This is a genomic window from Burkholderia lata, from assembly GCF_000012945.1.
Classification (GTDB): Bacteria; Pseudomonadota; Gammaproteobacteria; order Burkholderiales; family Burkholderiaceae; genus Burkholderia; species Burkholderia lata.
In genome coordinates, this window is record NC_007511.1 from 2,297,385 (window position 1) to 2,311,362 (window position 13,978).

General features: G+C 67.9%; 15 protein-coding genes. 5 read left to right on the plus strand and 10 right to left on the minus strand.

Features of this window, described 5'->3' with window-relative positions; genetic code table 11:
* Positions 1 to 161 precede the first annotated feature (161 nt).
* The 3 genes from BCEP18194_RS32765 to BCEP18194_RS32775 form a co-directional block, all read right to left on the minus strand.
* On the minus strand, positions 162 to 1,577 hold the full coding sequence (locus BCEP18194_RS32765) for an NAD(P)/FAD-dependent oxidoreductase (protein WP_011355600.1): 1,416 nt from the start codon (positions 1,575 to 1,577) through the stop codon (positions 162 to 164).
* Positions 1,578 to 2,150: 573 nt separating this feature from the next.
* Positions 2,151 to 3,455: an MFS transporter gene (locus BCEP18194_RS32770; RefSeq protein ID WP_011355601.1), complete on the minus strand. Its 1,305-nt coding sequence runs from the start codon at positions 3,453 to 3,455 to the stop codon at positions 2,151 to 2,153.
* Between the two features lie 127 nt (positions 3,456 to 3,582).
* Positions 3,583 to 5,238 carry a GMC family oxidoreductase gene (locus BCEP18194_RS32775; protein ID WP_011355602.1) on the minus strand — a complete coding sequence of 552 codons (1,656 nt, stop codon included), beginning with the start codon at positions 5,236 to 5,238 and terminating at the stop codon, positions 3,583 to 3,585.
* A gap of 187 nt (positions 5,239 to 5,425) precedes the next feature.
* On the opposite strand from BCEP18194_RS32775, the gene BCEP18194_RS32780 reads away from it, so the two are divergent.
* Positions 5,426 to 6,250, plus strand: a complete 825-nt coding sequence (locus BCEP18194_RS32780; RefSeq protein WP_011355603.1) for an IclR family transcriptional regulator — start codon at positions 5,426 to 5,428, stop codon at positions 6,248 to 6,250.
* Between the two features lie 135 nt (positions 6,251 to 6,385).
* Here the strand turns inward: BCEP18194_RS32780 and BCEP18194_RS32785 are convergent, their stop codons facing one another.
* A complete protein-coding gene (locus BCEP18194_RS32785) occupies positions 6,386 to 6,709 on the minus strand; it encodes a hypothetical protein (RefSeq protein ID WP_011355604.1) in 324 nt (107 codons plus the stop codon).
* A 217-nt stretch (positions 6,710 to 6,926) separates the two neighbouring features.
* On the minus strand, positions 6,927 to 7,550 hold the full coding sequence (locus tag BCEP18194_RS32790; RefSeq protein ID WP_011355605.1) for an FMN-dependent NADH-azoreductase: 624 nt from the start codon (positions 7,548 to 7,550) through the stop codon (positions 6,927 to 6,929).
* Between the two features lie 82 nt (positions 7,551 to 7,632).
* On the opposite strand from BCEP18194_RS32790, the gene BCEP18194_RS32795 reads away from it, so the two are divergent.
* Both BCEP18194_RS32795 and BCEP18194_RS32800 read left to right on the plus strand, forming a co-directional pair.
* Complete coding sequence (locus BCEP18194_RS32795) at positions 7,633 to 8,001, plus strand: ArsR/SmtB family transcription factor (protein ID WP_244272997.1); 369 nt, start codon at positions 7,633 to 7,635, stop codon at positions 7,999 to 8,001.
* The gene (locus BCEP18194_RS32800) at positions 7,998 to 8,456 is read left to right on the plus strand and encodes an SRPBCC family protein (protein WP_011355607.1); all 459 of its coding nucleotides are present in this window, start codon (positions 7,998 to 8,000) and stop codon (positions 8,454 to 8,456) included. Before BCEP18194_RS32795 ends, BCEP18194_RS32800 begins: the two co-directional genes overlap by 4 nt.
* A gap of 27 nt (positions 8,457 to 8,483) precedes the next feature.
* On the opposite strand, the gene BCEP18194_RS32805 is transcribed toward BCEP18194_RS32800, so the two are convergent.
* From BCEP18194_RS32805 to BCEP18194_RS32815, 3 genes are read right to left on the minus strand one after another with little or no spacing between them, the layout of a single operon-like run.
* Positions 8,484 to 9,506, minus strand: a complete 1,023-nt coding sequence (locus BCEP18194_RS32805; protein ID WP_041493609.1) for a DUF2891 domain-containing protein — start codon at positions 9,504 to 9,506, stop codon at positions 8,484 to 8,486.
* Positions 9,507 to 9,525: 19 nt separating this feature from the next.
* Positions 9,526 to 10,476: a DUF979 domain-containing protein gene (locus BCEP18194_RS32810; RefSeq protein WP_011355609.1), complete on the minus strand. Its 951-nt coding sequence runs from the start codon at positions 10,474 to 10,476 to the stop codon at positions 9,526 to 9,528.
* Positions 10,473 to 11,162 carry a DUF969 domain-containing protein gene (locus BCEP18194_RS32815; protein ID WP_011355610.1) on the minus strand — a complete coding sequence of 230 codons (690 nt, stop codon included), beginning with the start codon at positions 11,160 to 11,162 and terminating at the stop codon, positions 10,473 to 10,475. The genes BCEP18194_RS32810 and BCEP18194_RS32815 overlap by 4 nt, the downstream gene beginning before the upstream one ends.
* 348 nt (positions 11,163 to 11,510) lie before the next feature.
* On the opposite strand from BCEP18194_RS32815, the gene BCEP18194_RS32820 reads away from it, so the two are divergent.
* Positions 11,511 to 11,735, plus strand: a complete 225-nt coding sequence (locus BCEP18194_RS32820; protein ID WP_011355611.1) for a hypothetical protein — start codon at positions 11,511 to 11,513, stop codon at positions 11,733 to 11,735.
* A 46-nt stretch (positions 11,736 to 11,781) separates the two neighbouring features.
* Here BCEP18194_RS32820 and BCEP18194_RS32825 read toward each other — a convergent pair whose 3' ends face one another.
* Both BCEP18194_RS32825 and BCEP18194_RS32830 read right to left on the minus strand, forming a co-directional pair.
* Positions 11,782 to 12,210 carry a hypothetical protein gene (locus BCEP18194_RS32825; protein WP_041493610.1) on the minus strand — a complete coding sequence of 143 codons (429 nt, stop codon included), beginning with the start codon at positions 12,208 to 12,210 and terminating at the stop codon, positions 11,782 to 11,784.
* 143 nt (positions 12,211 to 12,353) lie between these two features.
* Positions 12,354 to 12,674: a hypothetical protein gene (locus BCEP18194_RS32830; protein ID WP_041493337.1), complete on the minus strand. Its 321-nt coding sequence runs from the start codon at positions 12,672 to 12,674 to the stop codon at positions 12,354 to 12,356.
* A 299-nt stretch (positions 12,675 to 12,973) separates the two neighbouring features.
* Between BCEP18194_RS32830 and BCEP18194_RS32835 the strand changes: the two genes are divergently transcribed.
* Complete coding sequence (locus tag BCEP18194_RS32835; protein ID WP_011355614.1) at positions 12,974 to 13,978, plus strand: chemotaxis response regulator protein-glutamate methylesterase; 1,005 nt, start codon at positions 12,974 to 12,976, stop codon at positions 13,976 to 13,978.

The following is a 13,978-nucleotide window of genomic DNA, read 5'->3' on the forward strand; positions in this document are numbered from 1 at the left end:
GTCCGGACGCCGCCCGCACGCCACCGTCGGGTGAGCGCGGGCGCCGCCGGCGACGGCGCGTGCAGGGGCGCCTGCAGCCCCGGCCGCACGGATTTCTGTTGCTTTTATTGTGTTGGACGACCCGGCGCGCGCTGTGTCGCGCCGGGCGATATGCGCTACGTTCAGGGCTTTTCGTCGTTCCTGAAATACGACAGGTAGAGCATCCGTTGCCCGATACGCCGGAACGGCGCGAACGGGTGGCCTGGCAGCGGCGACGTGAAGATCGGCAGCGTCTGGCGTGCGCCCTTCCCCGCGATCTGCTCGGCCAGCCGGCGGCCGGCCTGCTGCGAATACGACACGCCATTGCCGCCGTAGCCGAGCGCGTAGTACACCGACTGCCGCGGGTCCGGCTGGCACACGCGCGGCATCATGTCGTGGCTGACGTCGACCCAGCCCCACCATGAATAATCGATCTCCACGCCGCGCAGCGCGGGAAACTTGCGCCCCATCCCTTCCTTCAGCAAGTCGAAGTGACGCGGGTTCGGCGCATCGTCACCGGTGATCGCGCTGCGGCTGCCGATCTGCAAGCGGCGATCGGGCAGGAAACGGTAGTAGAAGCGCAGCGTGCGCGTATCGGTCAGCACCTGTGTCGTGCGGAAATTGCACGCGTCGATCTCCGCGTCGGTGAGCGGACGCGTGACCATCGAGTTCGACAGGATCGGCATCACCTTGCTGCGCAGCGACGGATGCAGCGTCTGCGCAGTGTATGCACCGGTCGCGATGCCGACCGCGCGGGCCCGCACGACGCCGCCCGGCGTGCGCAGGTGGTGCACGCCGTCGATCGTCTCGAAGCCGAGCACGGGGCTGCTCGTATGCACCTTCGCACCGGCTTCGCGCGCGAGACGCAGGTAGCCGAACGCGAGCTTCAGGGCATGGATGCCGATGCCTTCCGGCTCGTGCAGCGCGCCGGCCGCCTCGTGGTCGTTGATGAATTCGCGGCGGAAGGTGTCGGCGCTCAGCAGCTCGGACGGATAGCCGAACACGTCCTTCCACACCTTCGCTTCGGCCGCGAGCTTGGCCATGATGCGCGGACGGTGGGCGATCAGGAAATGGCCGCCCGGCTGCGGATCGCAGTCGATTTCCGACACGAGCGACTTGAAGTTGTCGAAGCCCTCGAGGATCTCTTCGTGCATCTTCAGCGCGACGTCCTTGCCCCAGCGCTCGATCCACTGCGAGCGCGACAGCCGGCCCGACGCGTTCTGCCCCTGGCCGCCGTTGCGGCTGCTGCAGCCCCAGCTCGTGCGGTTGGCTTCGAGCACGACGGCCTTGATGCCGTGGTCCCGAGCCAGGCACAGCGCGGTGGCGAGGCCCGTGTAGCCGCCGCCGATGATCGCGACGTCGACATCGAGATCGCGCGTGACGGGGCCGTCGTCGGGCGGCGGGGTGCCGGCCGTCGCGACCCAGTAGGTCGGCGCGTACTGCTTGCCGCACCCGGGCCCCGGCGACACGAGCGGATCGTAGGTCGGGTCGTAACGCGTATCGTTGGCCCGGCCGCCGGCAAAGCCGCTCGCGGACCGTTCGATGGAAGGGGTCGACATGCTCAGACCTCCGACGCGGGCTTGCCTGCCGCGCCGCAACGGGCGCGCGAGGCGATTCGACTGACTGATGCGAGGCGCGCGCTCGCCGCACGGGCGAATGCTGCCGACTGCCTGTTGGTCATGCCTGTCTCCTGATCGTTCTCTTCGGGTCGATCGTGTGCAGATGCTTCAATGCGGCGATCTGTCGAGGAAAGTGTAGGCAGGCCGATTTTTCGCAGGTAGGGCCAGTGGACCGGATTCGCTTGGACCAGCGCGCGGGGGCGCCGAACGGCTGGTAACAGCCGGCGACAGGTCGGCGCCCTCGGTCAAAAAGGATCAGCGGCGTGGGCGCGACGCCACCGGGCGATCGGGACGCTGAACGGCGGGCAACATCGGGCGGACGGCAGACGGAGTCGATCGGCAAGGGGCAGCGGCGTGGGCACGACGCGGCCGGACGACCGGGACACCGAACCGCGGGCGACAGCGCACGACCGGCAGACGGCGTCGGTCAGCGGCACAGGCATGACACCACCGAAAGACCACGCCGCCGATACGACCCCACGCCGCGCCCCGCCCCATCCACCCCACCCGCCGTCACATCGCGCGCACCGCGACGCCGTCCACGCCGCCGCGTTTCTCGATCGCTCGCACGGACACGATCGACAGGAGTGCAGACAACATCACGTAAACCCCGACGAGCCAAGGCGCCCCGCCGTTCACGCGCAGCAACGCGGTCGCAACGATCGGCGTGAGGCCGCTCGCGAAGATGCCCGACACCTGGTAGACGAACGAGATGCCCGTATAACGCACGTTCGCGTCGAACAGCTCCGCGAACAGCGCGGCTTCCGGCCCGTACGCCATCGCATAGAAGATCCCGAACGGGATCACCAGCGCGAGCCACACGGCGAGCAGGTTCGTCGATTGCGTCTGCAGCAGCCAGAACGCGGGCAGCACCGACAGCCCGCACAGCGTCGCGCCCCACCGGTACACGCGTGCGCGGCCGAGCCGGTCCGACAGGCTGCCGAACACGGGGATGAACACGCACATCACGACCGCCGCGCTCATCACGCCGAGCAGCGCGTCGCCGCGCGAGATCGACAGGTTGCGCGTCATGTAGCCGATCGAGAACACCGCGAACACGTTGAAGAACACGCCGTCGATATAGCGTGCGCCCATCCCGAGCAGGATCGCCTGACGATAGTTGGCGAGCAGCTCGACGACCGGCAGCTTCGTGTCGCGCCGCTGGCGCTTGAGCGCGACGAACTCGGGCGTATCGGCCACGCGCGTGCGGATGTAGAACCCGACCGCCACCAGCAGCAGCGACGCCGCGAACGCGACGCGCCAGCCCCACGCGAGGAACGCGGCGTCCGGCAGCGCACGCGACAGCGCCGCGACCACGCCGGCCGCGAGGCACAGCCCGATCGCGAGCCCGATCTGCGGCAGGCTCGCATACAGCCCGCGCCGGTGCGGCGGCGCGTACTCGTAGGCCATCAGCACCGCGCCGCCCCACTCGCCGCCGAGGCCGATGCCCTGCAGCACGCGCAGCGTCAACAGCAGCACCGGCGCCCACATGCCGATCTGCGCGTAGGTCGGCAGGAACGCGACGCCGGCCGTCGACACGCCCATGATCAGCATCGTCAGGATCAGCGCGGACTTGCGCCCGACGCGGTCGCCGAGATGGCCGAACAGCAAGCCGCCGAGCGGCCGCGTGACGAAGCCGACCGCGAACGTCGCATACGCGAGCATCGTCGACACGAACGCGTCGCCGGACGGAAAGTACTGCTTGTCGAACACGATGCCGGCGACCACGCCGTACAGGAAAAAGTCGTACCACTCGACGGTCGCGCCGATCACGCTGGCCGCGGCCACGCGTCGGACGACCCGGGAATCGATTGCCATGCGAGCTTCTCCAGGTAAGGATGCGCCGCAACCTGCCCCGGCGCCTTGCCGGCGGGGGCATCGATGAACGCGCGGCGGCCGTCCGGGCGCAGGAGCACGGGCCACGCGGGTGATGCGTGGCGACGCCCTACGCGAGCGCCTCGGCGGCCGGCGCGACGCTGTGGCCGCGATCGGCCGCGCGCGCGTCCTCGAGGATCATGTCGGACGCCTTCTCGGCGACCATCACGATCGGCACGTTGGTATTGCCCGATACGAGGGTCGGCATGATCGAGCAGTCGACCACGCGCAACCCGCGCGTGCCGTACACGCGCAGCCGCTCGTCGACGACCGCGAGCGGATCGCTCGCGACGCCCATTTTCGCGGTGCCGGACGGATGAAAGATCGTCTGTCCGTATTCCCGGCAAAACTCGAGCAGTTCGTCGTCAGTTTGCGCGTCCGCGCCCGGCCGTACCTCGCGCTTCATCAGCGGCGCCATCGGTTCGGTGGCCGCGACGCGTCGCGCGAAGCGCACGCCGGCCACCGTCGTGCGGCGGTCGCGCTCGGTGTCGAGATAGTTCGGCTGGATCGACGGCGCGTCGCGCGCATCGTCGGTGCGGATGCGCACGGAGCCGCGCGATTCGGGCCGCAGCTGGCAGATCGAATACGTGCAGCCGGGAAACGGATGCACGCTGCCGCCCGCCGAATCGGCCGACAGCGTCGAGAAATGGAACTGGATGTCGGGCGTCGCCGATTCGTCCGGCAGCGCACGGCAGAACATCCCGCCCTGGTTGATGCCGATCGCGAGCGGGCCACCGCGGAACAGTGCCCATTGCAGCCCCATCTTCGCGCGGCCGACCCATGAATGCAGTTCGTCGTTGGTCGTGATCGGCTTCGTCACTTCGTAGATCAGACGAATCTGCAGATGGTCCTGCAGGTTCTCGCCGACGCCCGCGCGATCGGCGACGACCGGAATCCCGTGCCGGTCCAGCAGCGCGGCCGGCCCGACGCCCGACACCTGCAGCAGTTGCGGCGACTGCAGCGCGCCGGCCGCGAGAATCACCTCGCGCAACGCACGCACCTCGTGAACCTTGCCATGCTGGACGTAACGCACGCCGGACGCCTGCGCGCCGTCGAACAGCACCTTCAGCGCCTGCGCATCGGTTTCGACATGCAGGTTCGGGCGCCCGCGCGCCGGCTTCAGGTAGGCCACCGCCGTCGAGCAACGCAGCCCGTTGCGCGTGGTGAGCTGGTAGTAGCCCACGCCTTCCTGGTCGCCCGTGTTGAAATCGTCGACCGTGCGCACGCCGAGCCGGTTCGACGCGGCGACGAACGCATCGACGAGTTCGTGCCGCTGCCGGATCGCCGACGCCCACAGCGGGCCGCCGGTGCCGCGCGTCGGCCCTTCTCCGAGCGTGTTGTGTTCGAGCTTGCGGAAATACGGCAGGCACTCGCGCCAGCTCCAGCCGCGATTGCCGAGCGCGGCCCAGTGGTCGTAGTCCTGCTGCTGCCCGCGCACGTAGATCAGCCCGTTGATCGAGCTGCAGCCGCCGAGCGTGCGGCCGCGCGGCCAGTACAGGCGGCGGTTGTGCATGTTCGGATCGGGATCGGTGTGGAAGCCCCAGTTGTACACGGGGTGGAACATCGTCTTGCCATAGCCGATCGGCACGTGGATCCACATGTAGTTGTCGGCGGGGCCGGCTTCCAGCAGGCACACCGTATGGCGGCCGCCGTCGGACAGCCGGTTGGCGAGGACGCAACCGGCCGATCCCGCGCCGACCACGACATAGTCGAAGCTGCGTGTCATTCCGTGTCTCCGTTCCGGGGTATTGGAAAAATCCGGTATGTTTCGTCCAAATTTATTGAGCACACGGAACGCATACAAGCCGATTTATTGTCCACGCCGCGAATGTGGTACAAAAACCGTTCAATTCGTTTCATTTCCCTCGCACACACCATCCCGGGACGCACGCCGATCCCGACGGAGGAGACACATGCGCGAAACCGCCCCCGCGCCGCCCGATGGCGCGCCCGCCGACGACGCGCGCGTCCTGCGCGCCCTCGCGGTGCTCGAAGCGCTCGCGTCGGCCGGCCAGCCGGTCACGCTGTCGCAGCTCGCCGCGCGGCTGCATATCCCGAAAGCGACGCTGCTGCGGCTGATCGAATCGCTCGAAACGCGCGGCTACGTGATCCACATGCCCGACTCGCGCGGCCACGACCGCGGCATCGCGCTCGGCCCGCGCGCCGCGCAGTTCGCGCTCGCGGCCCTGTCGAACAACACGTTCACGCGCGGCTGCCGGTCGGTGCTGCGTGCGCTCGTCGACGTGCTCGGCGAAACCTGCAACCTCACCGCGCTCGACGGCGACACGGTGCTGTACGTCGAACGCGTCGAGACGACCGAGCCGCTGCGGCTCGAAATGCGGCCCGGCATGCGCGTGCCGCTGCATTGCACGGCAAGCGGCAAGCTGTTCCTGTCGCAGATGAATGCGCTGGAGCGCAACGTGATGCTCGCGCGGCTCACGCTGAAGAAGATGACCTACCGGACGCTGACCGATGCGCAGTTGCTCGCGGCCGAGCTCGACCGGCTCGCCGCGCGCGGCGTCGGGATCGACAACGAGGAATTCGTGCGCGGGATGGTGGCGGTTGCCGTGCCGGTGAAGGATGCCGCAAGCGGCCGCGTGCTCGCGGCGCTCGCCGTGCACGCGCCGACCGCGCGCGCGACGCTCAACGACTTGCTGGAGAACGTGCCGAAGATGCGGGAAGCGGCGACGCGGTTGGCGCCGCTGCTGCATGCGGCAGATGGCGTGACGCCGGGTTGACGCGGCTGCGCGCGGTCATGCGGTCATGCGGTCATGCGGTCATGCGGTCATGCAGTCATGCAGTCATGCAGTCACGCAGTCACGCAGTCACGCAGTCACGCAGTCACGCAGTCACGCAGTCACGCAGTCACGCAGTCACGCAAGGTGATAACGCAACCAGAAGGTTTCGCGACAGGCGTTGTCGAACGTTATCCGCGTCGGGCCGATCGGTTGCGCATCCGGATGGCGGAGCACGTCGTAGTCGATCCAGCATTCCGCGCACAGCAGATCGGACGGTGCGCGGTCCTGCTCGACCGAGCGGCGCACGATCGCGCCGTTGTCGAAGCGGTATTCGGTTTCGTCGCGCGTGACCTCAACGTCGTCGTCGGTCCAGCGGTCGTGCGACGTCGTGTGCGACACGATCGACACCGGGCCCGAGAGTCCGTGGATCGCAGCGACGTAGGAAATGAGCTTGTCCATGGCGAGGCGGCAAGGAAACGGATGGCCGCATCGCGCAACGCATGCGGCGCGATGCAACCCGAGCGGCGAGTATAGCCGCGCCCCGAAGACCTTGCCGCCGGCGGGGTTTCGCGCGCGACGCGTCCAGCGCGAGCAATGCGAACGTCACAACAAGCCAGCGCCCGCCCATCCAGTCGCGGGCCACGTGAGCGCGCGTATTCGCGAAATGCCGTTCAACCTAGGCGAACAACGCGCGCACCGCGTCGACGTGGGGCGCGAGAAACACCGCGCTATCGGCCTTGCCGGTGAACACATCCGCGGCACCGTCCGCCATCACGAAACGCATGTCCTCGACGCCCAGAAAACCGAACAGCGTCCGCAGCCAGGGTTCGAGGAAATTGCGTTGCGCCCGCTCCGCATCCGGCCCGTACCGCCATCCCGCCGCGATCACGAAGGTCGCGCGTCGCCCGCCGAGCAACCCGCGCGGCCCGGACGGCGTCGTTTCAACGGTCTCCCCCTGCCTGACGATATGGTCCAGCCAGAGCTTGAAATGCGCGGACGGCCCCCAGTTGTGCATCGGCACGCCGATCACGTATTCGTCGGCATCGCGCAACTCGGTCGTGAACGTCGTCGACAAGGCCAGCATCTCGTTCTGCTGCGCGGTCCGCCTGTCCGGCGGCGTGAAGTTCGCCGCGATCCACGCCGCGTCGATCGGCGGCATCGCAATGCGACACAGATCACGCTCCACGACCCGCCCGTCGGGATGCGCACGCAGCCAGTTGCGCGCATACTCCTGCGTCAGTCGACGCGAAATGGACGCATCGCCCATCGGGCTCGAATCGATCTGCAATAACTTGAACATCGGAATTCTCCGGTTGAAGGCGATCCGATGTTATTCAACCCAAAGGTTGATTGTCAACCTTATGGTTGAATATAATTCCGCCATGAGTCTCTCCATGAATCCAAACGATCGTTCGCCCGACAGGCTGGACGCCATCTTCAGCGCGCTTGCCGATCCGACCCGGCGGTCGATACTCGGACGGCTGCGCGACGGCAGCCTGACCGTGGGCGAGCTGGCGGCGCCCTACGACGTGAGCCTCAATGCGATCTCCAAGCACGTCAAGACGCTCGAGAAAGCGGGGCTGATCCGCCGCGAAATCCGGGGGCGCGAGCACACGTGCCAGCTCGACGCAGCGAATCTCGAGGAAGTACAGCGCTGGCTCGACCATTACACGGCGTTCTGGAGCGAGCGGCTTGACGCGCTCGACCGGCATCTCGCGGCCAGGCGCAAACAGAAGCCGCCCCGGTCATGAGCAGTCATGCGATCACGGTCCGCAAGCTGCTCCATGCGTCGCGCGACGAGGTATTCGACGCGTGGCTCGACGCGGAGGGCCTGTGCGCGTGGATGCTGCCGGGCACGATGAAGCATTGCGACGCGATGCTGGAACCGCGCGTCGGCGGACGCTTTCACATCTTCATGCGCTCGTCGCGCATCGAATACGCGCACTCCGGCGAATACCGGGTGCTGGACCGCCCGTCGAAGCTGGTATTCACGTGGCAGTCGTCGTACATGAACCAGCAGGAAACGCTCGTCACGGTCGATCTGTTCGACCGCGACGGCCTGTGCGAGCTCGTGCTGACGCACGAGCGCGTGCCGTCCGAACTCGCGCCGAAGGGCGTATCGATCGGCTGGCGGCAGATGCTGGACAAGCTTGACGCGTCGCTGCAGGCCCCGGGCGCCAACGCGATCGTGCAGCCCAGGGCCTGAACCGCGGGGCCGCCCCCTTCCGGCGCGCTACGCCTCCAGCGCCAGCAACGCGAACGTCGCGAGCCAGTGCTCGCCCATGTAATCGCCGGCCACGTGCGCGAGTGCGCTCGCAAGATGCCGGTCGGCCGCCTCGAGCAGCTTCGCGCGGCGCGCATCGTCTTCCGGCAGTGCGCCGGCAAGCGCGCGCTGGCACCACGCACGGCTCAGGTTCAACCCGTCGAGGTGCGCGATCTTGCCGTCGCTGCGATCGCTGACCGTCGCCGGCTCGAACAGCGTCGCCGGCTCGCCGCGCGCGAGATCGGGCAGGAAGCGTGCGAACCAGCCGTCGAATTCGGCGGCCGGCAGCACGCGCCGCATCAGCTCCGCCTCCATCAGCGCGGGCGACAGGAATTCGTCGCCCGACGGCTCCCACGCCTGGCACGCGACATCGTTCAGGTGCCAGCGCTTCGCGGTATCGACGATCAGCGCCGCGAGCCCGTCGCGCTGCGTATCGCGTGCGAAATCGAGCGTGAGCGCAAGCGCGAACGCGGTGTTGAAGTGCGTGCCGACCCGCAGCGGATAGGTCGCTTTCGGCAGGAAGGTCTCGAAGCGCGACACGAACAGGTCGGTCAGCGGCGCCATCGTCTTCGCCCAGCGCGCGGCCTGCGGCATCGCCCCCTTCAGCGCGAGCCGCTCCAGTTGCGCCGACAGCGCGAGCAGCCACGCCCAGCCGTACGGACGCTCGAAGCCTGCGTTGTGCGGCAGCGCGAGATACGCACGCTCGCCGGCGACATTCGCCTCGGTGAAGTGCGCATCGACGATCGCGACGATGCGTTCGGCCTCCGGCAATGCCGGGTAGCGTTCGAGCACGCGCAGCACGAGCCAGTAGCCGTGCACGCACGAGTGCCAGTCGTAGCTGCCGTAGAAGATCGGGTGAAGTGCGCGCGGCCCCTGCACGTCGTGCGGACCTTCGAGCGAATGCGTGAGCTTGTTCGGATATTCGCGGGTCAGGTGCGCGAGCGCGAGCGACGCGAATTTCGAGGCGAGTTCGGGCGTGAGTCGGTCGGTCATGGGCATCTCGTCCATCGAGTCAGAAGCGGAATACGAACACATACATCAGCAGCGTGTTCACGGCGAGCAGCAGCACGGCTGTCGGCCACTGCGCCTTGATCACGCCATTCTTGTCCTTCAATTCGAGCAGCGCCGCGGGCACGATGTTGAAGTTCGCGGCCATCGGCGTCATCAGCGTACCGCAGAAGCCGCTCAGCATCCCGATCGCGCCCATGATCGCCGGGTTGCCGTGGAACTGGTGGACGATCAGCGGCAGGCCGATGCCGGCCGTCATCACGGGGAACGCGGCGAAGCCGTTTCCCATGATCATCGTGAACAGCGCCATGCCGACCGTATAGGCCGCGACCACCGCGAACGCCGAATCGATCGGCACCCACTCCTTCACGAGCCCCGACACCACGCTGCCGACGCCCGCGACCGCGAACAGCGCGCCGAGCGCCGCGAGCATCTGCGGCAGGATCGCGGCCCAGCCGACCGCGTCCATCGTGTGGCGTGCCTCCTTCACCGCATGCACGGGCGAATCGCGCAGCATCGCGAGCGCGACGGCGAACGCGACGAGCGTGCCGAGCACGAGCGAGATCAGCGTCACGCTCTTCTGGTCGACGAACGGCACCAGCTTCAACGCGAAGGTACCGATCAGCGTGACGACCGGAATCAGCAGCGCGGGCAGGAACAGCTTGTTGCCGAAGCGCTGCGCGAGCGTCTCGCGCCGCACGGCCGCGGCTTCCCCGGCTTCGTCGGACTTGCCGCGCCCGAGCTTGCCCGAGCCGGCGATCACCGCGAGCGCGATCGCGAGGCAGCCCGTCACGAAATGCGGCAGCAACCCGCCGAGCAGGAACGTGACCGCGTAGATCGCCCAGAACGCGAAATTGACGATGCGGCGCGGGTTCGTGCGGTCGGTCAGGTTGAAGAACGCGAATGCGGCGAACATCAGCCCCGCGAGCGTGTACAGCGATTCGAGGCCGATCATCGCGCGCCCTCTTGCGGCAGCAGGCCGAAGCCGCGCGCCAGCCGGCGGTCGAGCAGCGCGAGACGCGTGCAGTGGATCAGGAGTGCGGCGATCGCGGTCGGGATCGCCCACACCGACAGGTGCAGCGGCTCGATGGAGATCCCGTTCTGCTCGAGAAAGCCCTTGATCAGCAGGATCGACTGGATCGCGATGAAGATGTCCTCGCCGAAGAACACGGCGACGTTGTCGGCGCCCGATGCATGCGCGCGGATCTGCTGGCGCACCGATTCGGGCAGTTCGCCGTGCCGGTTGACGGCAGCAGCCTCGGCCATCGGCGCGATCAGCGGCCGCACCATCTGCGCATGGCCGCCGAGCGACGTGAGGCCGAGCGCGGCCGTCGCCTGGCGCAGCACGAAGTACAGCATCAGCACGCGGCCCGTGGTGGCCGCCTGCACGCGCGAGATCATCCGCTTCGCCTGCTCCTTGAGCCCGTTGCGCTCAAGCAGCGCGATCACCGGCAGCGTCAGCCAGATGAGCCCCATGTAGCGGTTTTCGGTGAACGCCTTGCCGAACGCGCTGATGATGTCGACGAGATTCAGCCCGCCCGCCAGCCCCGTCGCGAGCCCCGCGATCGTGACCACCAGCAGCGCATTGAAGCGCAGCGCAAAGCCGATCACGACGATCGGCACCCCAATCAGCACCAGCATTGCTCCTCCTTGTGTCGAATGCACGGCGCCTGGCAACGCGCCGCCTGCCCGGTTTCGACCGGATTCAGTCGGCGCAATCTAACACGAGACTTTATCGACAAATAGTCGACAATTTGCTGCTTCGGGTAAACGTTGAAGCGTGCGAATACCGTGCCCGGGCCATGTGTCGGCAGTGTTTCATCCGAGGAATCGGTGGCGGATCAGTGGTCGGCATGCCCGCGCGGATGCGCAGGTCGCGGCACGCGCGTCCCCGCTCCCGGGGGCGGCGCGCGACGGGCCGCCGCGCGTGGCGAAGCCCCGGTGCGCCGACTAAACTGGAAAACATCGGCAACGGACGGGAGAGCCGCCATGATTGACGTATTCCAGACCATCGGCAGCCGCGCGTTCTCCGCTCATCTGGCGAAGGACGGGATGGTGACGCTGATGGAGCAACGCCATGAGGTCGATCGCGTGACGCTCGCGACCGCGTATGCCGCGCTCGTCGAGGAGTCCGAGCAGGAAACCGACCTGCTCGACGCGACGGTCGAAGGGATGATGCGCGCGCTGATCCAGGGCTACGCGCGCAGCCACTGACGGCGCGCCCGCCCCCGTTGAAGCGGATGACGGGCTGGCGCGGGCGCTACGCGGCCGGTGTCCCGGCACCCATGTCGAACCACCGGCCCGCGCGCAGTTGCCGGTAGTCGGCCTGCGTGAAGATCCTAAGCAGGTTCGCGACCGCGCCGTTGCTGGCGCGGTCGAGTTCCGTCATGAAGGCTTCGACTTCGTCGCGGCCCGCAAACAGGATCGTGCGAAAGGTGCGTTCGCGTTCCGCGTCGGACAGGTTCGTTGCGCTCAGCTGGTACGGATGGTGGAGCGCCGCGAACAGGAAGTAAAAGCGCTCGGCGTCGTCGCGCAGCACGCGCACCGCGTCCGGATCGACCGGAAAATCGCGGTAGAACGACGCGTGCCCGCTCTCGATGTATATCCGGTACATCAACCGGCCGTCGTGCTCGGTCACGATCGGCGCGTACGGGTCGCGGCTGACGAGTATCGTGTCGGGCGCAGTCATCGCGCGTGCCTTGCGCTCGCCATGCGGTTGCCCGCACCCGTCCTGACTGCCTGCCATGCGCCGTCCGTGAAAGCCATCTGTCGTGATTCTCCGTCTGCTGGAAAAAGTGCTGCGCGACGCTGCCGGTCGCACACCCACCGGTGCTAGCGCCTGTCGTACACCAGGCGCAGCAGAAGATACACGGGATAGGCCAGCGCCATGACGATGAGCGCGGCCTCGTGCCCCGACGCCGTTTCGGCGCAACGGCGCGCGAACCGCTCGGAACCGAACAGCCCGATGGCAAGCAGCAGCATGCCGCCGACCAGCAGCGCCGCGAGCAGCCCGATGCCCCACCCCGGCCAGTTGCCCACCCGCGCGGCAGACAGGAAAAACGCGCTGCCGCCCGCAAACGCAGCACCGAGCGTCACCAGATAGCTGCGGCAATACGTGGCGCTGATGTCGCGGTCTCTCTTTCCGTACCCCATGTGTCGTGGCGGCCATTCTTTTTGTCGAAGGCGGCACGGTAACATGTCCGCTTCGGCGGCCCGTGCCCGTTGCCAGCCTGAAACGCTGCACTGTCATAGAGGAAACGCACTGAAACGGCACCATGCGCAAAATTTTCGATTGCCGCCGCCCGCGCCGCATGACAGCATGCGGGCGTCGCCAACCGAAAAGAATGCCGTGCCGTCCGGCCGCCGATGCCGCTCGGCGGCGCCGAACAGGCAGCCCCTTCCATGAACCCGGCCCACCTCCAACATTACGAACCGACCGGAGAATTCCGCTTGTGAACATCGGCATCGTCAACGACCTCCCGCTTGCCGTCGAGGCGATGCGCCGCGCGATCGCGCGCCGGCCCGAGCACCGCGTGCTGTGGGTCGCGACCGACGGCGCGCAAGCCGTCGAGCTGTGCGCCGCGCAGCCGCCTGATGTCGTGCTGATGGACCTGATCATGCCGAAATTCGACGGGATCGAAGCAACGCGGCGGATCATGCGATCCGAACGACCGTGCGCGATCCTGATCGTGACGAGCTGCATCGGCGCGAATGCATGGCGCGTGTTCGAGGCGATGGGCGCCGGCGCGCTCGACGCGGTCGATACGCCGCGGCTCGGCGACGGCGCGGCCGGTGACACGACCAAACTGCTGCTCGCGAAGATCGACCAGATCGGCCGCCTGCTCGACGCACCCGGCGGCACGCGCCTCGCCGGCACGGCCGCGCGCGCCGGCGGTGGCCCGCTGATCGCGATCGGCGCATCGGCCGGCGGCCCCGGCGCACTCGCGTCGATCCTCGGCGGTCTGCCGGCCGATTTCAGTGCGCCGATCGTGATCGTCCAGCACGTCGACCGCGCGTTCGCCGAAGGCATGGCGCAATGGCTCGATGGCCAGACGCCGCTCGCCGTGCGCGTCGCGCGCGAAGGCGACCGCCCGCAGCCGGGCGTCGCGCTGCTCGCCGCGACCGACGACCACCTGCGCATCACGCGCGCCGGCACGCTCGAATACACGCGCGAGCCGGCCGCCACGCCGTATCGCCCGTCGGTCGACGTGTTCTTCAACAGCCTCACCGAGCACTGGCCCGGCCGCGTGATCGGCGTGCTGCTCACGGGGATGGGACGCGACGGCGCGATTGGCCTGAAGGCGCTGCGGATGAAGGGCTACCATACGATCGCGCAGGACGAGGCGACGAGCGCCGTGTACGGCATGCCGAAGGCGGCCGCGACACTCGGCGCGGCGCGCGCAATCCTGCCGCTCGGGCGCATCGCGGGCGAGCTGGCGGCGCTCGCGAGAATCTGA